This window comes from Naasia lichenicola (genome assembly GCF_004801885.1).
In the GTDB taxonomy this organism is placed as follows: Bacteria; Actinomycetota; Actinomycetes; order Actinomycetales; family Microbacteriaceae; genus Naasia; species Naasia lichenicola.
This window is the reverse complement of record NZ_SSSM01000005.1, coordinates 309,165-334,453: the sequence shown is the minus strand read 5'-3', so window position 1 is coordinate 334,453 and position 25,289 is coordinate 309,165. Positions and strand designations below refer to the sequence as shown.

Here is a 25,289-nt window from a genome sequence, read left to right as displayed (position 1 = left end):
TGTCAGTGTTACACACGCGGGGAATATGTCAGCCGAACAAGAGCTGGTGGTGCTGGTCGACGACGACGGCGCCCCCATCGGGAGCGCCCCCAAAGCGACGGTCCACGACCGTGCGACACCTCTGCACCTGGCCTTCTCCTGCCACGTCAGCGACGACGAGGGGCGACTTCTCGTCACCCGTCGATCGCTGGCGAAGCTGACCTGGCCCGGTGTCTGGACCAACTCGTTCTGCGGTCATCCCGGTCCCGGTGAAGACCTCGAGGGGGCAGTCATCCGGCGGGCCCGCGACGAGCTCGGCGTCGAGCTCACGGACCTCGAGCTGGTGCTGCCGTCCTTCCGGTATCGCGCCGTGGACGCCTCGGGCATCGTCGAGCACGAGATCTGCCCGGTGTTCCGTGCTCGTGCGGTCGGCACCGTCTCGCCAGAGCCCGACGAGGTCATGGACTGGCATTGGGTGGATGAGCGCGAGCTGGCGGTGGCAGTGTCGGCGATCCCGTTCGCCTTCAGCCCGTGGCTGGCCCTGCAGCTGCCGCTCCTCGAGGCGGCATCCGCCGCTCGCTGACGCGACTTGCCCAGTTCTGCCGCTTGCGTGCGCTCTCAGGCGGCAGAACTGGGCGACTCGGTCGTGTTCTGGCGGCTCAGCCGCCTACGTGTCCCGCGTCGGTCGTCGAGACGTCGGTGCGGTGGAAGTTGAGGTGCGAGCGCGAGGCGGTCGGGCCGCGCTGCCCGAGGTAGCGAGAGAGGTACTGGCCGGACCCGTAGGGGTGCTCGGCCGGCGAGCTGAGCCGGAAGAAGCAGAGCTGGCCGATCTTCATCCCGGGCCACAGCTTGATGGGCAGGGTCGCCACATTGCTCAGCTCCAGGGTGACGTGCCCGGAGAAGCCGGGATCGATGAAGCCAGCTGTCGAATGGGTGAGCAGGCCCAGTCGCCCGAGCGAGCTCTTGCCCTCGAGGCGTGCGGCGATGTCGTCGGGCAGGGTGATGAGCTCGAAGGTCGATCCGAGGACGAACTCGCCGGGATGCAGGATGAACGGCTGGTCCGCCTTGGCCTCCACGAGCCGCGTCAGCTCGGGCTGATCCTCGGCAGGATCGATGAACGGGTACTTGTGGTTGTCGAAGAGCCGGAAGTAGCGATCGAGCCGCACGTCGAAGCTCGACGGCTGGATGAGGTCGGCCTGATAGGGATCGAGTCCGATCCGCCCCGACTCGATCTCGGTGCGGATGTCGCGGTCGGAGAGCAGCACAGTGCAACCCTAGCCGGGCGTCGGCGGCCGCACCGCGGGGAGGACGGCAGGCGTCGTAGGATGGATTCCGCTCGCCTCGACGACCTCTCAGAGGTCCGGGATGCGCGTTGCGCGGATGTAGTTCAATGGCAGAACTTCAGCTTCCCAAGCTGATAGCGCGGGTTCGATTCCCGTCATCCGCTCCCATCGCAGCAGGACATGACGAATTGTCAGTTCTCAGCGCGGATGAGATTCCTCGCAGCGCACATGCGCGCGGAGGAGTCATCCACCCCTACGGGCGGCCGGTGAGACCAGCCACAGCTCCGAGGCGGGTTCATGACGACTTGGCGTAGAGGCCTTCGGCTCCGTTGCTACCGCGGCATATCGGATCGGTCCAGGATCATCGGGTGCGGGTGACGCATCCCGAGAAGGATCGATGCGAAGGAGGGGCCGTGATCTCAGCTCTCAACCAAGTCGTCGAGCTCGTCGAGGATCACCTCACCGACGAGCTCGATGTCGGCAGCCTCGCCAGCGGCCTGGGCACGACGGAGTACCATCTCCGGCGGATGTTCTCGTCGCTGGCAGGGATGCCGCTGTCCGAGTATGTCCGCCGACGGCGCATGAGCGTAGCCGGCGCCGATCTGCTCGGGGACGATGACCTGCTGACGATCGCGGTGCGCTACGGCTACGGCTCGACGGAGGCGTTCGGGAGAGCGTTTCGAGCGGTGCATGGCGTCGCCCCGGGCGATGTGCGCCGGGATGGCGGCCCCCTTCGAACACAACCACGGCTCAGGTTCCGCCTGACCGTCGAAGGGAGCACTGTCATGAACACCCGTATCGCCGACCGACCGGCATTCCGCCTCGTAGGGCACGCAACTCGCGTGCCGCTGATCCACGAAGGGGTCAATCCGCACATCCAGCAGCACATCGCGTCGCTTCCCGCGGCGGAGCACAACAGGCTCAAGGCACTGAGCAACACCGAACCTCGCGGCCTGCTGGCCGTCAGCGCCGACGTCGATCCCGACTACACGGAGGGCTCTGAGCTCACCTACCTGCACGGCGTCGCCGTAGATGCCGGGACAGCCGCGCCCGACGACCTCGACATCATCGAGGAACCGGCCGGGGAGTGGGCCGTGTTCCGCACAGAGGGCGACTATCCCGCCGCCCTTCAGGAGACTTGGGCCGCCACCGCTACCGACTGGTTCCCCTCCAACCCGTGGAGGCTTCGCCCCGGCCCGTCACTCGTCGCGGTCCTCGATCGCTCGGCCGACTTCAGCACCGCGACCACCGAGCTCTGGCTGCCCGTAGAGCGCAACTGATCATCAGAGGTCCGTTGCGGCGGCGGCACGACCGTCCGCGGCTGAAAGCAGGTCCTCGGCCATCACCTGAGTCAGCGCGCGTTCACCGTCTCAAACACGACGAGAGAGCCACCCGAAGCTCAAGTGGCTCTCTCGTTCCTCAGCCCGGAATTGGCGGTCTCAGCGTTCGTGAGAAGTCTCATCTGGATTGAGACCGACAATGACGAATGGCCCGCCCTCGAAGAGGACGGGCCATTCGCATTGCGATCAGTAGACGGGCGCGTTGGTGACGCTGTTGTCGCTGGTCGTGATGTCGCCGTTGACTCCGGCGGGGAAGAAGCCGCCGGACTTCACGGGCTTGGGGTTCAAGAAGACGATGTTCAGAACCTGACCGGGGGTGCGGCTGAAAGCGATTCCGTTGTCATCCGTGGGGACGATGTTGGCCATTCCGCCGTCCCTGGTGAGGCCCTGGTCCAGGTCCTTCGGGCCGTCGAGGCTCTCGCGAGCAATCGAGATCGCCTTCGCCTGATCGAATAGGCCGAGGTTGTAGAGATTCGTTCGGATGATCGCGGCATGGTAAGCCTCGACCGCGAGGATCCCGGCGGCTGCTTCGAGGTACGCCTTGTTGGAGATGAATGGCGCCGCGCCCTTGTAGGCGGTCACTCCGACATCTTCGAAGATGAAGGCACCGAGCAGGAAGCTGGTCTCATCGGCGAACGGGTTGAAGGTCCCGCCTGCCTTGATGAGGCCAGCTGCGGTGGCCGCAGCGTTGAAGCTGGCCTGCAGATCGATTGCCGGTCGCGCCACAGCAGCGCTTCCCAGGGCACCGCGGAGGAAGGCGACGTGGCGAGACTCATCCTTCGCAATCTCCTCGGCGTACTTCCTGATCGCCGGGGTCTTGAACGGCACCTGGGATCCACCGGTCACGCCGCCGGGCGTGCCCTTGCCGCCGATCATGTTGTCGGCGAGCCCCTTGCCTGTCGTTGCACGGAGGTAGAACTCCGCCTCCAGGTACTCGAGGTTCAGCGCGAAGTTGAGCACCGATCCATCGCTGATCGCGGGTGCAGCAGCTGCGGCCTCGGCGGCCGAGGCGGGGGCCGCGGAGCCGAGTGCGGCTGCGCCCACGCCGAGGCCGGCGATGCCGGTGGCGATCAGCATCTTGCGGCGGTCCATCTGTGTCTCCGCGCTTCGCGCGATGGCACCACGGATAAAGGTCTGGTCGAACATTGAGACGTCTCCATCGGGTTCAAAGAAACGATGCGTCCCAGATCGCATCCTTGACGTCGGCAAACATATGCCCTCTTCAGGGGGGCATCTGACCCAATATCAGCTGATTGACAGCTTGATCCGGCGCGATTCGGCCGAGCCCCCGATCCGTGTGCTTTTCACGCCCCCGAGTGCGCGCCAATCCGAAACATCTGCGGTGTCGAATGAATTGAGCGGGTGATCACCCGTCGACGCAGGAAAGGCGGAGTCCCATGAGCACGACAAGCAGCATCTCGATTCGACAATCACCCAACCGCCTCATCGGCACCGTCTTCGGCGCGGTCTACCTGCTGGTCGGATTCCTCGGCTTCGCCTACACGAGCGGTGTCTCGTTCATCTCGCCGAATGGCGGGCTGATCCTCGGCATCTTCGAGGTGAACCCGTTGCACAACGCCGCTCATCTGCTAATCGGCGCGGCGCTGCTGATCGCCGGGATCTCCGACGTGCGAGCTGCACGTGCGACCAACGGCATCGTGGGCGTCGCCTATCTCGCCCTCGGCATCGTCGGCTTCTTCCTCGCGGCGGATCCGAACTCGAGTCTCAATTTCCTCGCTCTCAACATGCCCGATCACTTCCTGCATCTGGGCAGTGCCGTGATCCTCGGCGGAGCAGCACTGGGCGCGGACAAGGCCACCCGATCACTCCCCGCGACCGCGGCCTGACTCTCGGTTCACCGGCCTCCGCCATGAAGACAGAGATGCGAGGCGCAGCGGCGGACACAGCCTTCCGAACGCCGCGGCACGAGCACCCCGTCGTGAGCACGGCATTCCGCGTCCAGCTCGCCATAGCGGCGCTGGGCGCCGGGCTGCTGCATCTCGCGGTGGCAGCCGGTGCGGACCTCCCCGTGGCGATCGCCTTCGCCGCGTGCGGTGCCGCCGAGCTGGTCTGGGCTGGGTTCGCCATCGCTCGCGTCTCCCTCCCGCTGGCCCGCGCGGTGCCTCCTCTCGCCCTCGTGCCGATCGGGGTGTGGCTGATCGCACTGCTCGGGCTCTCCAGATCTCCGGGAACCCTGCCTTTTCCGGCTCTCGCACTCGCGGCACTGCTCGATCTCGCCGTGGCCATCGGCGCTGCAGTCCTGCTCCGACATCGACCTGCCTCACGGGTGCGACCAGCCCATGGCGGCAGTTTCACCGTGCCCCTGGTCATCGGTGCATTCGCGATGAGTGCGCTCGTCCTGCCTGCGTTGGGCACCACGTCGGCAGGGATGGCGGCCTCGCACGGCCCCCATGCGACGCACGGGCCGTCCGAACGTCTCGAGCTGCCCGCCAGCCACTCCGACCAATGAGATCGGCCACGCCCGGAAGGGCGACAGCGTTCAGCGGGGAGAGGATCCTGCCGCTGGACTCTGAACGGGAAGCGGCGAGACGGAGGGCCGGATCCGCACCGCGCCGCGCATGAAGCGCACGACATCCTGATCCACAAGGATGTCTCGCGGCCGCAACGGCCTGCTCAGGTAGAGCCCGTCCAGACTGCGCAGCCGGCTGAGCGCGACGTAGGTCTGACCCGCCGCGAAGACCCGAGCCCCAAGGTCGACCACCGCCGCGTCGTACGTCTTGCCCTGCGACTTGTGGATGGTCACCGCCCAGGCCAGGCGGAGCGGGAACTGGAGGAACTCCGCCACCACATCTCTCTTGATCGTCTTCGTCGCGGTCGAGTAGGTGTACCGGTTGCGCTCCCAGGATGCTCGTGGCACCTCCCAGTCCTCGCCGTCGACATCGACGATCACCGATGTCGTCTTCACGCGGGTGACCTCGCCGACGGTGCCGTTGACCCACCGGTGCTCGGCGTCGTTGCGGAGGAACATCACATGCGCACCCGGCTTCAGCTCGAGCAGCTCATCGGCGGGGAAGGCCCGGCCGCCGAACTCTCCGTTGACTTCGGCCTTGTAGCGCTTCACGGTGCCAGGCAGGGCGGCGAGCGCCCGGGCATTGATGGAGTTGACGCTGTCGTTGCGCGTCGCGAGGGTGATCGGCGGGTTGGCCGGCACCGGACGCGCTCCCGCCGCATTGAGGTGCCCGGCGATCTCGGCCGTGACCCTGTTGTGCCGAACGGCGGTCAGCATGGCCTTAAACTCGTCGTCATGCTGACGGTGGATGTCGGTCAGCTCGTAGACCGTCAGCGGCGCCGACTCCCAGACCTTCGCGTCGAAGAACCACATGGACGCGTACCTGTCGGCGAAGAACGCTCGCTCGTCTCCGTCGCCCGGCACGGGCGGCAGCTGATACGGATCCCCGAACATCACCAGCTGCACGCCGCCGAAGGGCTCCTTGCGCTGCCGGGCTATCCGCAGCGAGCGGTCGATCGCATCGATGAGATCGGCATTGACCATGGACACCTCGTCGATGACGACCGTGTCGATCGCGCCGAGGAGCTTGCGCAGCGGCGCGTCCTGCTCCAGATCCTGGTCGCCGATGATGCCGATCGGCAGTCGGAACAGCGAGTGGATCGTCTGGCCGCCGACGTTGAGCGCTGCGACGCCCGTCGGCGCGCAGATGACGATCTGCTTCTCGGTGCTCCACGCCAGATGGTTGAGCAGCGTGGACTTGCCGGTCCCCGCGCGCCCCGTGACGAAGATGTGCTCGCGGGTGCTCTCGATCGCCTCGAAGATCGCCTGCTGCTCGGGCGCCAGGGTCGTCGACATATCCGAACACTGTAGCCGCGGCGACGGACACCCTGACAAAGCCCTGCCTAGGATGGGCGCTATGCAGGGGGCGCAGCCGGAGGAGGCTCCTTCGGCGACCCGGGAAGCCGCCGCATCCGTCGAGCTGCCATCCGCCGAAACCTCCAGCGATCAGCCGTCGGCGTCGCCTACCGACACCTCGACCGCCAGCCCGGCCGATGACCTGAACGAGGGGACCGCGCCGCTCGATCCTGCTGTTCTGTCCGCATCGGCTGAACCGACCATCGAGCCGCCCCACGAGCGGCCTCCGGGGCGCCCCGGCCGGTGGCTCGCCTTCACCCTCGCCGTCCTGCTCGCCTTCGTCGGGGTCGTGATCGCCCTCAACGGCAGCCTGTACAGCGCGTCCGGGTTCGTCGAGCGCTACCTCGACGCCCTTCAACGGAGGGACGTGGGAAGCGCGGAGTCCATGGCCGGAGTCGTCCGTCCCCAGGGGACGTCCTCCGCTGCGCTGGCCCCGGGCGCCCTCGATTCGATCAGCGATGTGCAGCTCCGCTCCGATGAGGTCCGAGACGGAGGTGTGCACCGCATCGTCATGGGCTATCGGATGGGTGGCACCCTGCGGGAGTCCACCTTCACCGTCGAGCAGGCGCCGTCCCTGTTCGGTCTTTTCGACGATTGGACGTTCCAGGCGAGCCCGATCGTCCCGGTGGAGATCGGCGTTCGCAATGCCGACTCCCTGACCGTCGACGGAGCGTCCGTCGACGTCACCAGCACCGATGCAGCCGGCGGCTCCGTCATGGTTGCCGCCTTCACGCCGTCCATCCTCGCTCTGGGCGCCGACGATCGGTACTTCTCTGCAGAGCCGGTCGACGTCGTCGTCACCGGACCGGATGCCGCGCCCGCCGCCCTGACCGTCACCGCGAGCGCCGCTTTCGTGGACGATGTGCAGGAAAAGCTCGACGCATTCCTCGACGAGTGCGTCACCCAGCAGGTGCTGCTGCCCGCCGCCTGCCCGTTCGGCAAGTCCATCGAGGACCGAGTGCTCGCCGCACCGGTGTGGACGATGGTGGGCTACCCCGAGATCCGGATCGATCCGGGCGTCGACGGGTCGTGGGATGTCCCCGCCACCATCGGCACCGCGCACATCAGCGTGCCGGTCCAGTCGCTTTTCGACGGCACGACGTCGACCCTCGACGAGGACGTGCCCTTCGAAGTGTCGTACCGGATCACCGTCGGCGCCGACCGGGTGCTCACCATCAACGCCGCCTGAGCGTCCGATCGGGGGGCTCGATCGGACTCAGCGAGGCTGCCTGCCCGCCAGCCGCGCCAGCATCGCGTTGTACTCGGTGAGATCCGAGTCTCCCGTGCGCTGCTCGGATCGGTCCTTGCGGGCGGCCTCGCGGACGTCGCTGCGCGACCACTGGATCGCCACGACGATGGCGAGCACCACCGTCGGGAATTCGCCGATCCCCCAGGCGATGCCGCCGCCCGCCTGCTGATCGGCGAGCGCGCTCGTCCCCCAGCCCATGGCGCCGTACCAGTCGGCGAGCAGCAGCGCGGAGCCCGAGAGCAGCGCGAGCCCGAAGAAGGCGTGGAAGGCCATCGTCCCCAGCAGCAGCAGAAGGCGCAGCGGGTAGGGCAGACGCACGGGGACCGGATCGACGCCGACGAGCGCCTGCACGAAGAGGTATCCGGTCAGCAGGAAGTGCGCCACCATCCACTCGTGCCCGATGTGGTCCACGGTGGACCAGCGGAACAGCGGCGAGTAGTAGAAGATCAGCAGCGACATCGCGAAGAGCAGCGCCGCGACGATCGGGTGGCTCACGAACTGGCCGAAGCGGGAATGCACCGCGAGGAGGATCCATTCGCGGCCGCCCCGGCTGCCGTCGGTGCGCTTGCGGATCGCGCGGGCGGCCAGGGTGACCGGCGCTCCGGGCACGAGCAGCACCGGGACCATCATCGCCAGCAGCATGTGGTGCAGCATGTGCGCGCTGAACAGGTAGCGCTCGTAGACGTTGAGGGATCCGTTGGTGAGCCAGGCGAGCAGGAGCATGCCCGCGATCCAGAGGATCGTGCGATGGATCGGCCAGCTGTCGCCTCGACGGTGCAGGCGGAGGACGCCGGCGAGGTAGAAGGTGATCGCGAATCCGCAGAAGAGCAGCCAGATGAGGTCGACTCGCCACTGCAGGAAGATCTGGGAGAAGTCGAAGGGCGGCGGGAGCGGCTGACCGGTCAGGATCTCGGCGGGCGTATCGGCCGGAGGGAGCTCGGTGTCGAGCACTGGCGATGCGGTGCGGGCAAGCGCGGCCGCCGCTCCCGAGGCGATGCCCATGAACACGAGCTCCACCGCGACGAGCTGCCAGAACCAGCGACGCGCGGCCCCCTTCGCGGCCCCCGCCAGTCGGGCGATCGCGTAGCGGCGGTGGACCACGCCGAATCCGCCGAGCACCAGGAGCGCCCCCACCTTGACCAGTACGAGGAGGCCGTACGGGCTCGCCAGCCGCTCGAGCGATCCGATGCGCAGCTCCGCGCTGACGTACCCCGAGACCGCGACGACCAGGAAGCAGATCAGGGCGAGCGACGAATAGCGCTTCACCGCATCCTGCTCGAGCCCTTCCGTGAAGGACCGGCGGATCATGATGAGCACCACCAGCCCGCCCAGCCAGATCGACGCGAAGACGAGGTGAAGAGCGAGAGCCGTGACGGCCTGATCGTGATCCGAGGCCGTGGCCGCATGCCCCTGTGAGGCGAGCGGCAGCACCGCGACGCAGGACAGCACGAAGACCAGGGCGAGCGCCGTCTGGTTGCGCACCGCGAAGGCCAGCACGGTGACCGCTGCCGCGATCAGCGTCACCTGGAGCCAGGCGATTCCGGCATCGATGTCGGTCAGGTAGTAGCCGAGCTGCGCACCGAATCGCTCATCGAAGGCGAGCGGCACTCCGGTCACGGTGAGGAAGCTGAACAGGGCGGACGCCGCCGATACGACCGTCCAGACTCCCGCCGCTCCGGCCGCGACGTCGAGTACGCGAGACGACGCGGGGTGCTGGAGAGGGAGGGCGAAGGCGACCAGCGCCAGAGCGCCGATGGTCACGGCCGCGCTGAGGTCGACGAGCAGCTTGGTCAGCGGGAGCCCATAGCGCACGAGAGACCCGGGGTCATCGATCAGCGTCGGGGCAGCTCCCCCGCCGATCGCCAGCCCGACGAGAACCGCCACCAGCGCACTGGCCAGCACGATGGCCGGCCCGAGGACCCGCAGCGGCGGCCGCGCGGCAGCGGGCTGTTGCGCGCTGCGCTGCGGGGCGACGGTTCTGCTCGACACCCGTCAAGCCTAAGCGCCCCCTCCCGCGAGAAGCCTGCCGAGGACAGCGGACGCGGGCTGCGACGGACCCCTTACGCCAAAGAGGGGATGCGCCGGAGCGCATCCCCTCTTTCGGGATTCGGGTCCGGAGGACCCGACGGTGGAACTGACTACTTGGCGGCGGCCTTCAGCTTGCTGCCGGCGCTGATCTTGACGCCCTTGCTCGCGGCGATCTCGATCGGCTCACCCGTCTGCGGGTTGCGGCCGGTGCGTGCTGCACGCGAGGTCTGCTCGACGGCGATCCATCCCGGGATCGACACCTTGGTTCCCTCGGAGACCGACTTCGCCAGCGTGGAGAACAGCGCGTCGAGCACGCCGTTGACCGCGGACTGGCTCTGTCCCGACTCGGCGGCGACGGCTGCGACGAGATCGGTGCGGTTGAGTGATGCCATATGTGTCCTCCTCGGACTGTGCCGCCCGTCAGGGGGGCGGCGTCTCATGTGTTGACGTTTGTCAGGATGGGGGCCACGAGGCCCGGGGGTCAAGGGCGGCCGCCCCTGAACTTATCAGGAGCGGGCGCCCTCAGACTCGCCAGAAGCGGGAGCTACCAGCTCGACTTGGTGATGCCGGGGAGTTCTCCGCGGTGCGCCATGTCCCGGAAACGCACGCGGGAGATGCCGAACTTGCTGAGGTTCCCGCGGGGACGGCCATCCACGGCGTCGCGGTTGCGCAGACGGACGGGCGACGCGTTGCGGGGCAGCTTCTGCAGCCCGAGCCGTGCGGCCTCGCGAGCCTCGTCGGTCGAGGTCGGGTCGACCAGGGCCTTCTTCAGCTCGAGGCGCTTGGCGGCGTAACGGTCGACGACGATCTTGCGCTGGTCGTTGCGGGCGATCTTGCTCTTCTTGGCCATGGTCCTTCTATCGCTCTTCGCGGAAATCGACGTGCTTGCGGATGACCGGGTCGTACTTCTTGAGCACGATGCGGTCGGGGTTGTTGCGGCGGTTCTTGCGGGTCACGTAGGTGTACCCGGTTCCGGCCGTCGAGCGGAGCTTGATGATGGGACGGACGTCCTGCTGCTTGGCCATCAGATCTTCTCCCCGCGAGCCAGGAGCTCCTTGACGACGGACTCGATGCCACGGGCGTCGATGACCTTGATGCCGCGCGCGCTCACGTTCAGCGAAACCTTACGACGCAGCGAGGGCACGTAGTACGTGCGCTTCTGGACGTTCGGGTCGAAGCGACGCTTGGTGCGTCGGTGCGAGTGCGAGATGGCGTGACCGAATCCGGGCACTGCCCCGGTCACTTGGCAGACTGCTGCCACGTTTTCCTCCGTTACCGTGACGCCGGACGGCGTCACCCAAGATCTCTTGTCTGCGCACGCATTCACCTGGTCGTGCGACCGAGGAGAAGGAGCGCTGCACGCCGAGAAGGGGTCCCGACGGCCAACAGACAACTGTACGGGTCGCATCGGGATCCCGCAAACCGCCGAGCGCCGAACCGTGGTGAACTGCCCAGTTCTGCGGCCTGAGACGCGCTCGGAGTGGCAGAACCGGGCAGCTCGTTCCGACGACGCTAGGCGCCGCGGGCTCCCGCGGAGCAGGCGGCGCAGAGCCCGAAGATGTCGACGATGTGCCGCGGCTCCGTGAATCCGTGCCGGGCCGCCGTGCTGGCCGCCCACTGCTCCACGGCGTCGGCCTCGATCTCGACCGTCGTGCCGCAGTTACGGCAGATCAGATGGTGGTGATGCTCCTGGGTGCTGCAGGCGCGGTAGAGGCTCTCGCCCTCGGTGGACTGCAGGGAGTCCGCCTCGCCCTCGACGGCAAGGTCGGCCAGCGCGCGGTACACGGTGGCGAGGCCGATAGGAGAGCCGGATTCGCGCAGTCCCGCGTACAGGTGCTGCGCGCTCACGAAGCCCTGCGAGGTGTCCAGGGCCTCGCGCACGGCTTGGCGCTGCCAGGTGTTGCGCTTCATCGGACCGAGTGTAGATCGGACGAATGGGCGGGTGACTGGACAGACGGGGCGGTGCCGACGGAGCTGGTCGACCGAGACCGGCGCGAGCCGATGATCCGGCAGGCCAGGTAGATGGCGAAGGAGATCGTCGTCACGTAGGGGCTGATCGGGATGGACGAGCCGAGGGCGAGCATGATGCCCCCGACGCTGGAGATCACGGCGAACAGCACGCTCAGGCCGGTGACGGCGAGCGGCGCCGATGCGACCCGCAGTGCGGCCGCTGCCGGGGTCACGAGGAGAGAGAGCACCAGGAGCGCGCCGACGAGGTGGATGCTCACCGCGGTGGCCAGGCCCAGGATCAGCATGAATCCGATCGACAGCGCTCCCACCGGGAGTCCGCGGGCGCGGGCGACCTCCTCGTCGACGCTGGCGAACAGGAGCGGACGCCAGAGGATCGCGACGGCGATCAGCACGACGACGGACACCGCGATCAGCGAGCCGAGCTCCGGGCTGTCGACGGCCACGATCTGCCCGGTCAGCAGGCCGAACTTGTTCGAGGCGCGCCCCGGATAGAGCGCAAGGAAGAGGATGCCGAGCCCGAGGCCGAACGGCATCAGGACGCCGATGATCGAGTTGCGATCCCGCGCCCGCACCCCGAGGACGCCGATCAGCAGCGCGGCGAGGATCGAGCCGACCATGGAGCCGACCAGCACATTGGCACCGATCAGGAGTGCGGCGGAGGCTCCCGCGAAGGAGAGCTCGCTGATGCCGTGGACCGCGAAGGCGAGGTCGCGCGCCATCACGAAGTAGCCGACCACGCCGCCGACGATCCCCAGCACCGCGCCGGCGATGATCGAGTTGCCGAGCAGCGCGACGAGGGCGCCGTAGTCGGAGAACTCGAAGAGCTGCGAGAGGTCGACCGTCATGCCGTGCCCTGCCGTCCGACGGGCGATGCGGGATGCTCCGTCGACTCGGAGTGCGCGGGCAGCACGAGATGGTCCCCATCGCCGGTGCCGGCCACGACGATGATCCGCCCGTGCACGTCGAGGACGTCGACATGCACGTCGTACAGGTCACTGAGCACGTCAGTGGTCAGGACATCCCGCGGGACACCGAGCCGATGGCCGCGCGGGCCGAGATAGAGCACCTGATCGATGCGGTCCAGGATCGGGTTGACGTCGTGGGTGACGAACACGACAGCGGCACCGGTCTCCCGGCGGTAGTCGTCGATCGCCTCGGTCACCGCCACCTGATGTCCCGGGTCGAGGGACAGGAGCGGCTCATCGCAGAGCAGCAGACGCGGCCTCGAGATCAGCGCCTGCGCGATGCGGACCCGCTGCTGCTCACCGCCCGAGAGGCTGCCCATCGGCGCATCCGCGAAGGATTCCGCCCCCGTCCGGGCCAGCGCCTCATCGATGCGGCCACGGCGTTCGCGGGTCGGGACGGGCAGTCCGAGCCGGTGCCCGTCCAGTCCGAATCCGACCAGGTCGCGGGCCCGCAGTCCTACTCCGCGGTCGAAGAGGCGCTGCTGGGGGATGTAGCCGACGTCGGTGCCGACCGAGCGCGCGGCTCCGAGGATCCTGATGGATCCCGCTCGGAGACGCACCTCGCCGAGGATCGCTCGGATCAGGCTGCTCTTGCCTGCGCCGTTCGGGCCGAGCACCGCCAGGAAGGCACCCGCGCGCAGCTGGAGATCCAGATCCGACCACAGCTCGCGCCCGCCGAGAGCGAGCGACGCGTCGCGCAGCTCGAGGGTCGGCGCGTCGGCGGCAGGAATCACCGTGCGACGCTATTCCACCTGAGAATGATTGTCAAACTCACGCCTGACGAAGCGCCGAATTGCCACCTTTGGCTCCGTTCATGCGGCCGAGAGAGCCAGAGGTGCAATTCGACGGAATTGACGGCTCAGTCCAGCAGGAGGGCGGGCTCCTCGAGGATGCTCGCCACGTCGGCGGTGAAGCGACTGGCCACATCGCCGTCGACCACGCGGTGGTCGAAGCTCGCGCCCACCGTGGTGACGAAGCGGGGGACGACCTGTCCGTCCACCACCCAGGGCTTCTGCTTGATGGTGCCGAGCGCGACGATCGCGACCTCGCCCGGATTGAGGATCGGGGTGCCGGTGTCCATGCCGAAGCTGCCGATGTTGGTGACCGTGATGGTTCCGTCGGCCATCTCCGCGGGCTGAGTGCGGCCCTCACGCGCGGTGAGGGTCAGCTGCTCGAGGGACTGGGCGAGCGTGAGCAGGGACATGTCCTGCGCATCCTTGACGTTGGGCACGATCAGCCCGCGCGGGGTCGCCGCGGCGATGCCCAGGTTCACGTAGTGGTGGACGACGATCTCCTTGTCCGTCCAGCTCGAGTTCACCGTGGGATTGCGCTGCACGGCCCAGATCATCGCCTTGGCCATGATCAGCAGCGGTGACACCCGCACTCCGGCGAAGTCGGTGGACGCCTTGAGGCGCTTGACGAACTCCATGGTGCGCGTCGCATCGATGTCGACGAAGACGCTCACGTGCGGTGCGGAGAACTTGCTGGCGACCATCGCGGTGGCGATGGCCTTGCGGACGCCCTTGACCGGGATCCGCTCCTCGCGGTCGGACGGCCACGCGGGCGTCTCGATGTTGCGGAAGACACTCGCCTGCCCCGCGTGCCGCACGACGTCATCGCGGGTGATGTCGCCGCGGGCACCGGTCGCGACGACCGCGGCGAGATCCACTCCGAGGTCCTTCGCGAGCTTGCGGATCGGAGGCTTCGCGATGATCGGCGTGCCGGCGACGGGGGATGGCGGCGCGGCGACCGGTGTCCTGCGAGCGCCGCGCCGAGTGGCGGCATGACCGCCGGTGCCATAGCCCACCAGCACCGAACCGGAGCTCGCGTCGTCCGCCTCGTCTCCCGCTTCGAGCACCTGCACCTCGTTCGGCAGCGCCGACTGCGCCGGGTTCTTCAGCGGGGCGGTGAGATGCGCGCCCTCGGAGGAGACGGTGATGATCGCCGTGCCGACCTCCACGGTGTCGCCCTCGCCGACGAGCAGCTCGCCGACGATGCCGGCGTAGGGCGAGGGGAGTTCGACGAGCGACTTGGCCGTCTCGATCTCGACGATCACCTGGTTGATCTCGACGGGATCGCCCGGGGCGACCTTCCACGAGACGATCTCGGCCTCGGTGAGCCCTTCCCCGACGTCGGGCAGGGCGAACTTCGAGATACTCATGCGGCTCCTCGGCGGCCTGATCGACCGGTGCTAGTAGGCCAGAGCACGGTCGACCGCTTCGAGCACACGATCGGCGTCCGGCAGATAGATCTTCTCGAGCTTGGCAGGGGGGAACGGGGCATCGAAGCCCGACACCCGCAGCACGGGAGCCTCGAGGGAGTAGAAGGCGCGCTCGGCGACCGTCGCGGCGATCTCGGAGCCGACGCTGACGGAGCCGGGCGCCTCCTGCGCGACGATCAGCCGCCCGGTCTTCTCCACGGATGCGATGAGCGGCCCGTAGTCGATCGGCGACAGCGATCGCAGGTCGACGACCTCCAGGCTCCTGCCCTCGGTGGCCGCGACCTCGGCGGCCTGGAGCAGCACGCTCACCATGGCTCCATGCGCGACGACCGTCGCGTCAGTGCCCGCGCGCACCACGCGAGTGGTGTGCATGCTCGCTGCCGGGGCGGTCTCGTCGACTTCGCCCTTCGGCCAGTAGCGGCTCTTGGGCTCGAAGAACATCACCGGGTCGTTCGATCGGATGGCCTGCTGGATCATCCAGTACGCGTCATTGGGCGTGCTCGGGCTGACCACGCGCAGCCCGGGCGTGTGCGCGAAATAGGCCTCCGGGCTCTCGGAGTGATGCTCGATGGCTCCGATGTGCCCGCCGTACGGCACGCGGATGACCACGGGGAAGCTCTGGGTGCCCTCGTGACGAGCGGTGAGCTTGGCGAGCTGGGACGTGATCTGATCGAAGGCCGGGTAGATGAAGCCGTCGAACTGGATCTCGCAGACGGGTCGATACCCGCGCATCGCCAGGCCGATCGCGGCGCCCACGATGCCGGCCTCGCCGAGCGGCGTGTCCATGACCCGGTCGGTCCCGAACTCGGCGGCGAGCCCCTCCGTGATCCGGAACACCCCGCCGAGCGTCCCGATGTCCTCGCCCATGAGGATGACCTTGTCGTCGTCCGCCATGGCTGCGCGCAGGCCGGAGTTCAGGGCCTTCGCCATGGTCCAGGTCCCGGTCGTGCTCATTCGCTGCCCTCTTCGAAGGTCGCCTCGTACGCGCGCATCCAGGCGTGCTGGGCGGAGGTGACCGGGTGATCGTCGGTGTACACGTGCTGCGTGATCATCGCGGGATCCGGATCGGTCAGCTCGAGCATGCGGCGCCGGACGTCGGAGGCGAGATCTGCGGCCTCGGCGTCGACGTCGCTGAAGAAGGCGCCGTCCGCGCCCTGTGCCTCGAGGTACCGGCGGAAGCGCGCGATCGGATCCCGCGCCTCCCAGTAGGCGAGCTCGCGCGAGGCGCGGTATCTGGTGGGATCGTCGGACGTGGTGTGCGCGCCGATCCGGTAGGTGAGTGCCTCGATGTAGCCCGGCCCACGGCCCGCGCGGGCCTCGTCGAGGTAGTGCGTGGTCACCGCGTACGCCGCCAGCACGTCGTTGCCGTCGACCTGGGTGGCGGGGATGCCGAAGCCCGACGCGCGCTGCACGAGCGGCACGCGGGACTGCCTGCTCACCGGCACCGAGATGGCCCAGTGATTGTTCTGCAGGAAGAACACCTGAGGCGTCTGATAGCTGGCCGCCCAGACGAGCGCCTCGCTCGCGTCTCCCTGGGATGTCGCCCCGTCGCCGAAGTAGACGAGGACCGCCTCGTCAACATCGGGGTCGCCCGTCGGCGCACCGTCGAGGGAGATGCCCATGGCATAGCCCGTTGCGTGCAGGGTCTGCGATGCGATCACGAGCGTGTACAGCCGGAAGTTCCCGCGCTTCTTCGGGTCCCACCCGCCATGCGTGATGCCGCGGAGCATGCGGATGATGTCGAGGGGATCGATGCCGCGGATCATCCCTACCGCATGCTCGCGATAGGCCGGGAAGATCGTGTCCTGGGCGCGGGCGGCTCTGCCCGATCCGACCTGAGCGGCCTCCTGGCCGTGACTCGGCACCCAGAGGGCCAGCTGGCCCTGTCTCTGGAGGTGGCCCGCTTCGGCGTCGAAGCGGCGCACCGTGACCATGTCGCGATAGAACCGCTGGTGGTCGGCCTCCGTCAGGCGCTCGAGGTAGGGCAGGAATCGCTCCGCGGACTCCGTGGGTGCGAACGACCCGTCCGCAGCCAACACGCGAACCGTGTCCAGGGTGCCGATGACGTCCTCGTCGTCGAATTCCGAGGGCAGCTCCGCCTGGGCTCCCCGTGATAGCTCGGCCACGAGCGCCTCCGATCTCTCTTCCGGCAGGACGCCGCTCTTTCCGTGAACCGAGACTCCGACCGGAGCCGGGCCGCGCCCTAATCTATCCGGCTGCTCTGGGGCCTCGTCGGTAGGTTCTCCACAATGTCCACCGCGGCTTGTTTGAGCTTTGCCACGGATTCGGCCTCTCCGATGGACACTCGGACCCCGTCACCCGGGAACGCGCGGGTCACGAGACCGTGGTCGTTCAGCACGTCTGCAGCGAATTCGGCGTCTGCCGCGAGGGGCAGCCAGACGAAGTTGCCCTGCGATTCCATCACCGGCAGACCCGCCTCCAGCAACGCATCCCGCACCTCGGTCCGCCGGGCGACGATGTGCTCGACCCGCGCGACCAGCTCGGCCTCGTGGTCCAGAGCTGCGGCACCCGCCGCCTGCGCCGGGCCGGTGACGGACAGCGGGATGGCGGCCGCGCGCGCGGCATCGAGCACGCGCTCCGGCCCGATCGCGTAGCCGAGCCGCAATCCGGCGAGGCCCCAGGCCTTCGAGAACGTGCGCAGGATCACCAGGTTCGGGTACATGCCGACCAGGGCATGTCCCTCGACCGCTGCGTCGTCGCGGACGAACTCTGCGTACGCCTCGTCGAGGAGGACCAGGAGGTCCGCGGGGACGGCGGCCATGAACGCGGAGAACTCCTCAGCGGTGACCACGCCCCCGGTGGGGTTGTTGGGCGAGCAGACCAGGACCACGCGCGTCCTGTCGGTGACCGCGGCCGCCATGGCGGGCAGGTCGTGCCGACCGTCGGGGAGGTTGGGAACGGTCACGCTTCTCGCCCCGGACACGGTGACGAGACCGGGGTACGCCTCGAACGATCGCCACGAGTAGAGCACCTCGTCGCCCGGTCCTGCGGCGGCGTTGATGAACTGGCTGAGCAGGGAGACCGAGCCGGCTCCCACGTGGACCTCGTCCACGCCGACGCCGAAGCGGGGCGCGAGCTTCTCGCGCAGTTCACGGGCGGTGGCGTCGGGGTAGCGATTGATGTCGACCGCCGCCGCGATCGCCTCGAGGATGCCGGTCAGCGGGTCGAACGGATTCTCGTTGGAGGAGAGCTTGAAGCCGTCGGAGGCCGCGGTGCGTCCCTGGCGGTAGGCCGGAAGGGCGGCGATCTCGGGACGGAGTCGGACGGGCGGGCGTTCGTCGGTCACAGTGCCCGAGTCTATTTGCGCACCGGGTCCTCCGATCCCGACGTCGTCGCCGGGAGGTCGGCGAGCCCGGGTCCTGGACGCCGGAACACGCTCGATCGTCGGCCGGCGACGGATGGGAGACGTCCGCCCGCGCGCTCAAGAGGCGCGGACCGGGCGCGGATGCCATAGTTGAGCCATGCGGAGGTTGCTGGTCGCCCTGGTCGGGAACGGAGTCGCCCTCTGGCTGACGACCCTGCTGATCGGTCCCGTCGGCGGTGGCGTCACCGTCAGCGCCTATGCGCCCGGCGGTGTCGTCGAGACGCTGCTGACCTACGCGCTTCTCGCCATCATCTTCGGGGTGGTCAACGGACTGATCGGCACCGCGATCCGGATCGTCGCCTTCCCGCTCTACCTGCTGACCCTCGGCCTGATCGCCCTGGTCGTGAACGGACTCCTCTTCCTTCTGGTCGCCTGGATCAGTGGCGGCATCGGCTTCGGCCTGTCGGTCGAGGGCTTCTGGTGGGGCGTGCTCGGCGCCTTCGTCATGGGCATCTTCAACTGGATCATCGGACTGATCCTGCGTCCGCTCGCGGGCACCCGCCGCTGACGATCCGCGGTTCGATCGTCCTTCGCACCCCCGCAGTCGCGACGCGGGCTCACAGTTCGATCCTGACTCCGCGGAACTCGGTCGCCTGGCCGAACCGACTGCCTTCCAGGAACCCCAGGACCTCGCCCCGCGCGGCGACCAGCCGATCCTCCGATGAGGCGTCCGCCAGCTCCGCGGTGCGCCGATAGGCCGCCATGTCATGCGCCGGCATTGTCTGACCCTCGGGGAAGGGCATACCTGCCAGCGCCGCGCGTTCGACGATCACATGGGATTCCGCAGCGTCGTGCGACCGCATGCCGCCCAGAGCGGGGACGAGATCGTCGGTATGGGCGATGGCCACCGCAGGGATGCGGGGATCGATGATCCCGGTGCCGGGTGAGCCGAAGGTCACCGCCCCTGCGACGGTGTAGTCGCCGCCGTCCGCCAGTCGCTCCGCCAGGAGACCGCCCTGGGAGTAGCCGACGAAGAGCACTGGCGCGCCGCTGTCGATGCCCGCTTCGCGCATGGCCGCCCGCGCCGTCTCGAGCGCCGCCGAGTTCCGGTCGGCGACGCCTGCGATGTTCGAGGTCATGTCGAAGGGCTCGTCTCCGGCCGGCAGACCGAAGTCGGCGGTGCCGCCCAGGTAGACCACGAAGCGCGGGGAGTCCGATTCGTCGAGATAGCGCTCGATCCTCACCTGCGGCTCATCCTCCGCGCCGCCGTCCCCCGGTCCAGCCGACATCCCCGCGGCACCCGACTCCTGACCCGGGATGCGCCGCGCGAGGGCGGCGAGGGTCCGCGGTGCGCTGGCGCTCCCCGCAGGACTGGCGCTCAGCCGCACTCGAGTGAGGTCGCCCCGTGCGGTGAGGGTGACGGCGGCGAGCGCGAGCGCCGCCAGCCACTGCCTGCCCTCGAGATCCTGACGGGCGATCGGCGTCTGGGGCTGGAATGGACCGAAGCCCGTGGCCTCGGAATCACCCAGTCCCGGTGGGAGGCGGGCGACACCCCGGAGGGCGTCGTCGGCGGCGTCGACCGCGAGGCGCACGAACGCGAGGAAAGCCGGATCGGCGAGGAGCTCCGGATGCTCGCGCAGCCGCTTCCCGGCGGCCGCGCCGATCAGCTGCAGCTCGGGCCCGGCCGCGAAGAGGGCCGCCGCGAGGCCGAGCACACCCGCGGGACCGAGCATCGCGAGCCCGAAGCCGACCGCGTTGCCGGCGCCGAACGCGACATCGGCCGACCATCCGGCCATCCGCGCGCGGAGGCGCCATTCCAGCTGGGAGTACTCGTCTCGAGCGCGCACGAGGCCCGTACGCAGTCCGTGCAGCCGGTCGGCGGAGCGCTGACATGTCCGTGCCGACGACGCGAGCGCGGTCGATGGGGTGGCGGTCAGCGGGGCCGCGCCACGATCGGCGAGAGCGGCCACCGTCGCCAGCTCGTCGGCAACGGCGTCGAGGCGTCGGGCGATCGGACCGCAGCGATCGATGATGGCGTCCAGCTCGTCGGTGGCGATGACGAGCGATCCCCCGCCCGAGATGACCAGCTCTCGGCTCGTCACCCGACATCGCCGATCACTGCAGCGACCGGATCATGCGCTCACCGTCGTCGATGGCCGCCTCCGCCGTCAGGAGGTCGGCACGCAGGTCGCGGATGATGTCCGCCAGCCGCCGAGCCGTGGGCGAATGCCACATCGCCGGTTCCAGGGAGTCCAGATCGGCGCGGACCGCGGCCAGCTCGGCGCGCGCACGCTCGGCCAGCTCGATCAGCAGGGGGCCGGACAGAGCGGGCGAGTCGATCGACACCCGATCATCCTGCGAGGTCCCGACGCGCGGACGAGCGGGAATGCGGGATCTGTGGATAGCCGGCGACGGGGGCACCCTGTGCACGGAAGCGCGCGGGCGGACTGCGGCTGTGGCGTCGCGGGCGTCGGGGGTTTGGGAGAATCCCTGTGATGCCTTCCCACAGCTCGTCTCCGGTCACCCTGCCCGTGAAGCGGAGCGACTCCGAGCCCTTCCGCCTCTCGTTCGTCTGCACCGGCAACATCTGCCGCTCGCCGATGGCCGATGTCGTGTTCCGCCGGATGGTCCGAGAGGCCGGCCTCGACGACCGGATCGCGGTGCGCTCTTCCGGCACGGGTTCCTGGCATCTCGGTGAGGGGGCCGACCCTCGGACCGTCGCTGCGCTGAAGGTCCGGGGATTCGACGGCTCGTCGCACATCGCGGCCCAGTTCGCAGCGGACGAGTTCGCAGAGCTGGATCTGATCCTCGCCCTCGATCGCTCCCATCTGGCGGCCCTGAGGGCGCTCGCCCCGGATGACTCCGCCACGGAGCGCATCCGGCTCCTCCGCGACTTCGATCCCAAGCCCGGAGACGGCGAGGTTCCCGATCCCTACTACGGGGAGGACGCACGGTTCGGCGAGGTCCTCGCCATGATAGAGAGGTCCTGCGCCGGCCTCCTCACTGCCGTCACGCACACGATCGGAGCTTCCGTACGATGACCAGCCTGCCTCCTCAGCCGCTGAGCCCCCTCGACGGGCGCTACCGCGAGGCGGTCCGGGAGCTCGGATCGCACCTCAGCGAAGCGGGTCTCAACCGCGCGCGCCTGCACGTCGAGGTCGAATGGCTGATCTACCTGACCGACCACGAGTACTTCGGCAGCTCACGGCTGACCGCCGATCAGGCGCGGAGCCTGCGTCGCACGATCGCCGACTTCGGCTCGGAGGACGTGGACGAGCTCGCCACCCTCGAGGCGACGACCCGGCACGACGTCAAGGCCGTCGAGTATTTCATCCGTCGCCGACTGGATGCCCTCGGCCTCACCGCGATCGCGGAGCTGACCCACTTCGCCGCGACGAGCGAGGACATCAACAACCTCGCCTACGCGCTGACCGTGCGCGACGCGATCCAGCAGGTGTGGCGTCCGAAGCTGATCGGGGTCCTCGACGCGATGCGCAGCCTTTCGGTCGAGCTCCGGGGCGAGGCGATGCTCGCCCGCACCCACGGGCAGCCGGCCACTCCCACGACGATGGGCAAGGAGCTGGCGGTGTTCGTGCACCGCATCGACCGGCTCGTCCGGCGCCTCGACGCGGTCGAGTACCTCGGCAAGTTCAACGGGGCGTCCGGCACGCTCGCGGCGCACCTGGCCGCCGATCCGCAGATCGACTGGATGAACGTCTCCCGCGAGTTCGTGACGTCTCTGGGGCTTGCCTGGAATCCGCTGACCACGCAGATCGAGTCGCATGACTGGCAGGCCGAGCTCTACGGCGTCGTCGTGCACATCGGGCGCGTGCTGCACAACCTCTGCACGGACATCTGGACCTACATCTCGATCGGCTACTTCCGGCAGATCCCCGTCCCGGGCGCCACCGGCTCGTCGACCATGCCGCACAAGATCAACCCGATCCGGTTCGAGAATGCGGAGGCCAACCTCGAGCTTTCCGCGGCGGTGCTCGACTCCCTGTCCGCCACGCTGGTCACCTCGCGGCTGCAGCGCGATCTCACGGACTCCACGACACAGCGCAACATCGGAGTCGGCCTGGGGCACTCGCTGCTCGCCCTCGACAACATCGGCCGGGGGCTCGGTGAGATCGCCATCGACGGCGCCAAGCTCGCCGCCGACCTCGACGGGAACTGGGAGGTGCTCGCGGAGGCCGTGCAGACGGTCATCCGCGCAGAGGTGGTCGCGGGACGGAGCTCCATCGCCGATCCGTACGCCGTGCTCAAGGATCTGACGCGCGGTCGCCGGGTCGACGGTGCGCGCCTGGCCGAGTTCATCGCCGGGCTCGACATCGGAGCCGACGCCAAGGCGTCGCTCACCGCGCTGACACCCGCGGGCTACGCGGGTCTGGCGAGCCAGCTCGTCGACATGGTCGCGCCGTCCAGCTGAGCGGCCGGATCGCGGCGCACGTCCGACCGTTCGGTCAGGGCGCTTCGTCGCCCTCGTCGGACTGAACCGTCGGCCGCGCGCCCGGCTGCACGTCCTGCTGAGCAGTCTCGGAGTCTGTCGGCGCGCCCGCCTTGGGCTTGGGCGGGTCCAGTGGGGGATGAGCGCCGGGATCCGAGCCGACCGCCAGCGCAAGCATCGCCAGGACGAGCAACGCGACGATGAAGCCGATGCCCGCGAAGATCGCCGCCAGGTTGATCTCCCGAGTGGTGAATCCGACGACCGCGCCGGTGAACACGGCCACGACGAGGGCCAGTCCCACGAGTTCTGCGGGGCGGAATCGCTCCGCGCGAGAGGGGTTCGCCATCAGGACTCCACGCCGCGGTCGGCTGCGCCTTCACGCGCACCTTCGGGACGGGCCGTCGGCATCCTGAGCGAGATCCCTGCGATCGCGAGATAGACGCCGACGACGATCCCGTAGCCGCCGATGAGGCCGACCGCGAGCACCTCGTCGGGCGGGATGGCGAGGAAGACGATGGCGAGCACCGCGGTGAGGATTCCGACGAACAGGCTCTCGCGACCGGCTGCGCTGCCTCGTTCGATGCGGACGGCGCGATAGAGCTCGAGCGCTCCGGTCACGGCGGCGAACGCGGTGACGACGAGGAGGAGCGCGCCGAGCCCGAAGCCCGTCAGCGCCAGCGCGACGGCCCCGATCACTCCGCCGAGCACGCCCTGCACGAGCAGGATCCTCTGGCCGGGCCCGCGGCCCCCGCGAACGGCGCTCACGACCACGACGATGGCCTGCAGGACCGCCCAGGCGCCAAAGACGACGCTGCCGTACGCCGCTGAGTGATCAGTCGCAGAGAAGGTGACCGCCGCACCGAGCAGCAGCCCTGCGATCGCGCGGCCGAGGAACAGTGCCCCGAGCCCCGAGGAGGTTCCCAAGGGTGACACGGTGCGCTGGTCGGGCATGACGATCTCCTGGTGCATGGGCGCATCAACCCTACGGCACCGCTCCTGCTCGTCGCCTGCGCGGAGGAGCGGTCAGTGTCCGGGCGGGAGATCCACGAACCGCGAATAGTGTCCGTGGAAGCCGACGGTGATGGTCCGGGTCGGACCGTTGCGGTGCTTGGCGACGATGAGGTCGGCCTCGCCGGCGCGAGGGCTGTCCTTGTCGTACACGCTCTCGCGGTGCAGCAGGATGACCATGTCCGCGTCCTGCTCGATCGAGCCCGATTCTCGGAGGTCGGAGATGGCGGGCAGCTTGTCGGCGCGCTGCTCGGACCCTCGGTTGAGCTGGGAGAGGGCGATGACCGGCACCTGCAGCTCCTTGGCGAGCAGCTTCAGCGCGCGGGAGAACTCGGAGACCTCCTGCTGGCGGCTCTCGACCTTCTTGCCGGAGGTCATCAGCTGCAGGTAGTCGATGACGACCATCTTGAGCCCGACCTTCTGCTTGAGCCGACGGCACTTCGCCCGGATCTCGACGAGGGTCATGTTGGGGCTGTCGTCGATGTACAGCGGGGCGTCGTTGATCCGGCCGCGGGTCTGCGCCAGCTTCGTCCAGTCGTCGCCCTGCAGCGTGCCCTTGCGCATGTGCTGCAGGGGGATGGCCGCCTCCGCGGACATGAGCCGCATCGCGATCTCGCTGCGCCCCATCTCGAGCGAGAAGAACACCGACGGCATGCCGTGCTTCACCGACCCGGCACGGCAGAAGTCGAGCGCGAGCGTCGACTTGCCCATGGCGGGTCGAGCGGCGACGACGATCATCTGGCCGCCGTGGAACCCGTTGGTCAGGTCGTCCAGCTCGGTGAAGCCGGTCGGAACGCCCGTCATCGATCCGTCGCGGTGCTGAGCGGCCTCGATCTCGTCGATGGCGGCGGCGACCGCGTCGGTGAGCGGCACGTAGTCCTCTGCCTCCCGCTCGCGGGTGACGCCGTAGATCTCCGCCTGCGCGTTGTTGACGAGGTCGGTGACCTCGCCCTCGCTCGCGTAGCCCATCTGCACGATGCGGGTGCCGGCCTCGACCAGTCGACGCAGAACGGCGCGCTCGGCGACGATCTCGGCGTAGTAGCCGGCGTTGGCCGCTGTCGGCACGATGCTCGTGAGGGTGTGCAGGTAGTCCGCGCCGCCGGCCCGAGAGAGGTCGCCAGACTTGGTCAGCTGATCGGTGACGGCGATGACGTCGGTCGGCTCGCCGTGGGCGTAGAGGTCGAGCACGGCCTCGAAGATCACCTCGTGCTTGGGCAGGTAGAAGTCGACGCCCTTGACGCACTCGAGCACGTCGGCGACGGCGTCCTTGCTCAGCAGCATGCCGCCCAGAGCGCTCTGCTCCGCGAGCAGGTCGTGGGGAGGGGTGCGCTCAGGTCCGCGGGGCTCGCTGCGAGGTGCGTCGTAGCGGCCCTCCGCTGCGATCCCCAGGTGTGCGATCGACACGATCCCCCTCTTTCCGGCGGAGAAGCACTCTCCGCATCGACGGACGACCGGCCCCCCGGTCGTCAGTCCTCCTGCCGCGTTCGCCGACTTCCGTCGGCCGATGGGCTGTGGCGGAGCCCCGTGATAGGCCCGCCATCCCTGTATACCCGTGGCGTCCGACACTGGTCGGACGCCGGGCCGCGG

General features: G+C 68.7%; 28 protein-coding genes and 1 tRNA gene. 9 read left to right on the top strand and 20 right to left on the bottom strand.

Features of this window, described 5'->3' with window-relative positions; all coding sequences use genetic code 11:
* Window positions 1–25: 25 nt before the first annotated feature.
* Window positions 26–562, top strand: a complete 537-nt coding sequence (gene idi, locus E6C64_RS12485; RefSeq protein ID WP_136427833.1) for an isopentenyl-diphosphate Delta-isomerase — start codon at window positions 26–28, stop codon at window positions 560–562.
* Between the two features lie 76 nt (window positions 563–638).
* Here idi and dcd read toward each other — a convergent pair whose 3' ends face one another.
* Window positions 639–1,244, bottom strand: coding sequence for a dCTP deaminase (gene dcd / locus E6C64_RS12480; protein ID WP_136427832.1), 606 nt, complete (start codon window positions 1,242–1,244; stop codon window positions 639–641).
* Between the two features lie 111 nt (window positions 1,245–1,355).
* Here dcd and E6C64_RS12475 point away from each other — a divergent pair.
* Both E6C64_RS12475 and E6C64_RS12470 read left to right on the top strand, forming a co-directional pair.
* A tRNA-Gly gene (locus E6C64_RS12475) sits at window positions 1,356–1,426 on the top strand.
* Window positions 1,427–1,675: 249 nt separating this feature from the next.
* Window positions 1,676–2,542, top strand: a complete 867-nt coding sequence (locus E6C64_RS12470) for an AraC family transcriptional regulator (protein ID WP_136427831.1) — start codon at window positions 1,676–1,678, stop codon at window positions 2,540–2,542.
* 246 nt (window positions 2,543–2,788) lie between these two features.
* Here the strand turns inward: E6C64_RS12470 and E6C64_RS12465 are convergent, their stop codons facing one another.
* Complete coding sequence (locus E6C64_RS12465; RefSeq protein WP_233255608.1) at window positions 2,789–3,694, bottom strand: ferritin-like domain-containing protein; 906 nt, start codon at window positions 3,692–3,694, stop codon at window positions 2,789–2,791.
* Between the two features lie 329 nt (window positions 3,695–4,023).
* On the opposite strand from E6C64_RS12465, the gene E6C64_RS12460 reads away from it, so the two are divergent.
* Entirely contained in the window at window positions 4,024–4,449 is a 426-nt protein-coding gene (locus E6C64_RS12460; protein WP_136428683.1) for a DUF4383 domain-containing protein, read from the top strand.
* 92 nt (window positions 4,450–4,541) lie between these two features.
* Window positions 4,542–5,072: a hypothetical protein gene (locus tag E6C64_RS12455; protein WP_136427829.1), complete on the top strand. Its 531-nt coding sequence runs from the start codon at window positions 4,542–4,544 to the stop codon at window positions 5,070–5,072.
* 30 nt (window positions 5,073–5,102) lie between these two features.
* Here the strand turns inward: E6C64_RS12455 and E6C64_RS12450 are convergent, their stop codons facing one another.
* Window positions 5,103–6,428, bottom strand: a complete 1,326-nt coding sequence (locus E6C64_RS12450; protein ID WP_136427828.1) for an ATP-dependent DNA helicase — start codon at window positions 6,426–6,428, stop codon at window positions 5,103–5,105.
* A gap of 61 nt (window positions 6,429–6,489) precedes the next feature.
* On the opposite strand from E6C64_RS12450, the gene E6C64_RS12445 reads away from it, so the two are divergent.
* Complete coding sequence (locus tag E6C64_RS12445) at window positions 6,490–7,677, top strand: hypothetical protein (RefSeq protein ID WP_136427827.1); 1,188 nt, start codon at window positions 6,490–6,492, stop codon at window positions 7,675–7,677.
* Between the two features lie 27 nt (window positions 7,678–7,704).
* Here E6C64_RS12445 and E6C64_RS12440 read toward each other — a convergent pair whose 3' ends face one another.
* From E6C64_RS12440 to E6C64_RS12385, 12 genes are all read right to left on the bottom strand, one after another.
* Window positions 7,705–9,663, bottom strand: coding sequence for a bifunctional copper resistance protein CopD/cytochrome c oxidase assembly protein (locus tag E6C64_RS12440; protein ID WP_136428682.1), 1,959 nt, complete (start codon window positions 9,661–9,663; stop codon window positions 7,705–7,707).
* Between the two features lie 212 nt (window positions 9,664–9,875).
* The gene (locus E6C64_RS12435; protein ID WP_136427826.1) at window positions 9,876–10,157 is read right to left on the bottom strand and encodes an HU family DNA-binding protein; all 282 of its coding nucleotides are present in this window, start codon (window positions 10,155–10,157) and stop codon (window positions 9,876–9,878) included.
* A 152-nt stretch (window positions 10,158–10,309) separates the two neighbouring features.
* A complete protein-coding gene (rpsN, locus tag E6C64_RS12430) occupies window positions 10,310–10,615 on the bottom strand; it encodes a 30S ribosomal protein S14 (RefSeq protein ID WP_136427825.1) in 306 nt (101 codons plus the stop codon).
* Window positions 10,616–10,622: 7 nt separating this feature from the next.
* The gene (rpmG, locus tag E6C64_RS12425) at window positions 10,623–10,790 is read right to left on the bottom strand and encodes a 50S ribosomal protein L33 (RefSeq protein WP_136427824.1); all 168 of its coding nucleotides are present in this window, start codon (window positions 10,788–10,790) and stop codon (window positions 10,623–10,625) included.
* Entirely contained in the window at window positions 10,790–11,026 is a 237-nt protein-coding gene (gene rpmB / locus E6C64_RS12420) for a 50S ribosomal protein L28 (protein WP_136427823.1), read from the bottom strand. The genes rpmG and rpmB overlap by 1 nt, the downstream gene beginning before the upstream one ends.
* A gap of 251 nt (window positions 11,027–11,277) precedes the next feature.
* Window positions 11,278–11,676 carry a Fur family transcriptional regulator gene (locus E6C64_RS12415; protein ID WP_136427822.1) on the bottom strand — a complete coding sequence of 133 codons (399 nt, stop codon included), beginning with the start codon at window positions 11,674–11,676 and terminating at the stop codon, window positions 11,278–11,280.
* Window positions 11,673–12,581 (bottom strand): metal ABC transporter permease, encoded by a 909-nt coding sequence (locus E6C64_RS12410; protein WP_136427821.1) that lies wholly within the window; start codon window positions 12,579–12,581, stop codon window positions 11,673–11,675. The genes E6C64_RS12415 and E6C64_RS12410 overlap by 4 nt, the downstream gene beginning before the upstream one ends.
* On the bottom strand, window positions 12,578–13,435 hold the full coding sequence (locus E6C64_RS12405; protein ID WP_136427820.1) for a metal ABC transporter ATP-binding protein: 858 nt from the start codon (window positions 13,433–13,435) through the stop codon (window positions 12,578–12,580). The genes E6C64_RS12410 and E6C64_RS12405 overlap by 4 nt, the downstream gene beginning before the upstream one ends.
* Window positions 13,436–13,560: 125 nt before the next feature.
* Window positions 13,561–14,862, bottom strand: a complete 1,302-nt coding sequence (locus E6C64_RS12400; RefSeq protein WP_136427819.1) for a dihydrolipoamide acetyltransferase family protein — start codon at window positions 14,860–14,862, stop codon at window positions 13,561–13,563.
* 30 nt (window positions 14,863–14,892) lie between these two features.
* A complete protein-coding gene (locus tag E6C64_RS12395; protein WP_136427818.1) occupies window positions 14,893–15,876 on the bottom strand; it encodes an alpha-ketoacid dehydrogenase subunit beta in 984 nt (327 codons plus the stop codon).
* The gene (locus tag E6C64_RS12390) at window positions 15,873–16,985 is read right to left on the bottom strand and encodes a thiamine pyrophosphate-dependent enzyme (RefSeq protein WP_136428681.1); all 1,113 of its coding nucleotides are present in this window, start codon (window positions 16,983–16,985) and stop codon (window positions 15,873–15,875) included. The genes E6C64_RS12395 and E6C64_RS12390 overlap by 4 nt, the downstream gene beginning before the upstream one ends.
* A gap of 140 nt (window positions 16,986–17,125) precedes the next feature.
* Window positions 17,126–18,229, bottom strand: coding sequence for a histidinol-phosphate transaminase (locus E6C64_RS12385; RefSeq protein ID WP_136427817.1), 1,104 nt, complete (start codon window positions 18,227–18,229; stop codon window positions 17,126–17,128).
* Window positions 18,230–18,404: 175 nt separating this feature from the next.
* On the opposite strand from E6C64_RS12385, the gene E6C64_RS12380 reads away from it, so the two are divergent.
* Complete coding sequence (locus E6C64_RS12380) at window positions 18,405–18,815, top strand: phage holin family protein (RefSeq protein WP_136427816.1); 411 nt, start codon at window positions 18,405–18,407, stop codon at window positions 18,813–18,815.
* A gap of 49 nt (window positions 18,816–18,864) precedes the next feature.
* Here the strand turns inward: E6C64_RS12380 and E6C64_RS12375 are convergent, their stop codons facing one another.
* Both E6C64_RS12375 and E6C64_RS12370 read right to left on the bottom strand, forming a co-directional pair.
* Window positions 18,865–20,349 carry an alpha/beta hydrolase family protein gene (locus tag E6C64_RS12375; RefSeq protein ID WP_136427815.1) on the bottom strand — a complete coding sequence of 495 codons (1,485 nt, stop codon included), beginning with the start codon at window positions 20,347–20,349 and terminating at the stop codon, window positions 18,865–18,867.
* 13 nt (window positions 20,350–20,362) lie between these two features.
* Entirely contained in the window at window positions 20,363–20,593 is a 231-nt protein-coding gene (locus E6C64_RS12370) for a hypothetical protein (RefSeq protein WP_136427814.1), read from the bottom strand.
* 149 nt (window positions 20,594–20,742) lie between these two features.
* Here E6C64_RS12370 and E6C64_RS12365 point away from each other — a divergent pair, with 149 nt between their 5' ends.
* Together E6C64_RS12365 and purB are read left to right on the top strand one after the other, a co-directional pair.
* Window positions 20,743–21,288 (top strand): low molecular weight protein-tyrosine-phosphatase, encoded by a 546-nt coding sequence (locus E6C64_RS12365; protein ID WP_136427813.1) that lies wholly within the window; start codon window positions 20,743–20,745, stop codon window positions 21,286–21,288.
* Window positions 21,285–22,676: an adenylosuccinate lyase gene (gene purB, locus E6C64_RS12360; protein ID WP_136427812.1), complete on the top strand. Its 1,392-nt coding sequence runs from the start codon at window positions 21,285–21,287 to the stop codon at window positions 22,674–22,676. The genes E6C64_RS12365 and purB overlap by 4 nt, the downstream gene beginning before the upstream one ends.
* A 34-nt stretch (window positions 22,677–22,710) precedes the next feature.
* Here the strand turns inward: purB and E6C64_RS19230 are convergent, their stop codons facing one another.
* The 3 genes from E6C64_RS19230 to dnaB all read right to left on the bottom strand — a co-directional run bounded on the left by E6C64_RS19230 (window position 22,711) and on the right by dnaB (window position 25,106).
* Window positions 22,711–23,040 (bottom strand): hypothetical protein, encoded by a 330-nt coding sequence (locus tag E6C64_RS19230; RefSeq protein ID WP_199241032.1) that lies wholly within the window; start codon window positions 23,038–23,040, stop codon window positions 22,711–22,713.
* Window positions 23,040–23,645, bottom strand: coding sequence for an HdeD family acid-resistance protein (locus E6C64_RS12350; protein ID WP_136427811.1), 606 nt, complete (start codon window positions 23,643–23,645; stop codon window positions 23,040–23,042). The genes E6C64_RS19230 and E6C64_RS12350 overlap by 1 nt, the downstream gene beginning before the upstream one ends.
* Window positions 23,646–23,717: 72 nt before the next feature.
* Complete coding sequence (dnaB, locus tag E6C64_RS12345) at window positions 23,718–25,106, bottom strand: replicative DNA helicase (protein WP_136427810.1); 1,389 nt, start codon at window positions 25,104–25,106, stop codon at window positions 23,718–23,720.
* Window positions 25,107–25,289 lie beyond the last annotated feature (183 nt).

Excerpts from the sequence above, each read along its gene's own strand:
- E6C64_RS12380 (WP_136427816.1), top strand. The coding sequence starts at position 18,405 with ATGCGGAGGTTGCTGGTCGCCCTGGTCGGGAACGGAGTCGCCCTCTGG.
- E6C64_RS12410 (WP_136427821.1), bottom strand. The coding sequence starts at position 12,581 with ATGACGGTCGACCTCTCGCAGCTCTTCGAGTTCTCCGACTACGGCGCC.
- rpsN (WP_136427825.1), bottom strand. The coding sequence starts at position 10,615 with ATGGCCAAGAAGAGCAAGATCGCCCGCAACGACCAGCGCAAGATCGTC.
- idi (WP_136427833.1), top strand. The coding sequence starts at position 26 with ATGTCAGCCGAACAAGAGCTGGTGGTGCTGGTCGACGACGACGGCGCC.
- E6C64_RS12400 (WP_136427819.1), bottom strand. The coding sequence starts at position 14,862 with ATGAGTATCTCGAAGTTCGCCCTGCCCGACGTCGGGGAAGGGCTCACC.
- E6C64_RS12435 (WP_136427826.1), bottom strand. The coding sequence starts at position 10,157 with ATGGCATCACTCAACCGCACCGATCTCGTCGCAGCCGTCGCCGCCGAG.
- E6C64_RS12365 (WP_136427813.1), top strand. The coding sequence starts at position 20,743 with ATGCCTTCCCACAGCTCGTCTCCGGTCACCCTGCCCGTGAAGCGGAGC.
- E6C64_RS12465 (WP_233255608.1), bottom strand. The coding sequence starts at position 3,694 with ATGGACCGCCGCAAGATGCTGATCGCCACCGGCATCGCCGGCCTCGGC.
- rpmG (WP_136427824.1), bottom strand. The coding sequence starts at position 10,790 with ATGGCCAAGCAGCAGGACGTCCGTCCCATCATCAAGCTCCGCTCGACG.
- purB (WP_136427812.1), top strand. The coding sequence starts at position 21,285 with ATGACCAGCCTGCCTCCTCAGCCGCTGAGCCCCCTCGACGGGCGCTAC.
- E6C64_RS19230 (WP_199241032.1), bottom strand. The coding sequence starts at position 23,040 with ATGGCGAACCCCTCTCGCGCGGAGCGATTCCGCCCCGCAGAACTCGTG.
- E6C64_RS12415 (WP_136427822.1), bottom strand. The coding sequence starts at position 11,676 with ATGAAGCGCAACACCTGGCAGCGCCAAGCCGTGCGCGAGGCCCTGGAC.
- E6C64_RS12350 (WP_136427811.1), bottom strand. The coding sequence starts at position 23,645 with ATGCCCGACCAGCGCACCGTGTCACCCTTGGGAACCTCCTCGGGGCTC.
- E6C64_RS12395 (WP_136427818.1), bottom strand. The coding sequence starts at position 15,876 with ATGAGCACGACCGGGACCTGGACCATGGCGAAGGCCCTGAACTCCGGC.
- E6C64_RS12445 (WP_136427827.1), top strand. The coding sequence starts at position 6,490 with ATGCAGGGGGCGCAGCCGGAGGAGGCTCCTTCGGCGACCCGGGAAGCC.
- E6C64_RS12450 (WP_136427828.1), bottom strand. The coding sequence starts at position 6,428 with ATGTCGACGACCCTGGCGCCCGAGCAGCAGGCGATCTTCGAGGCGATC.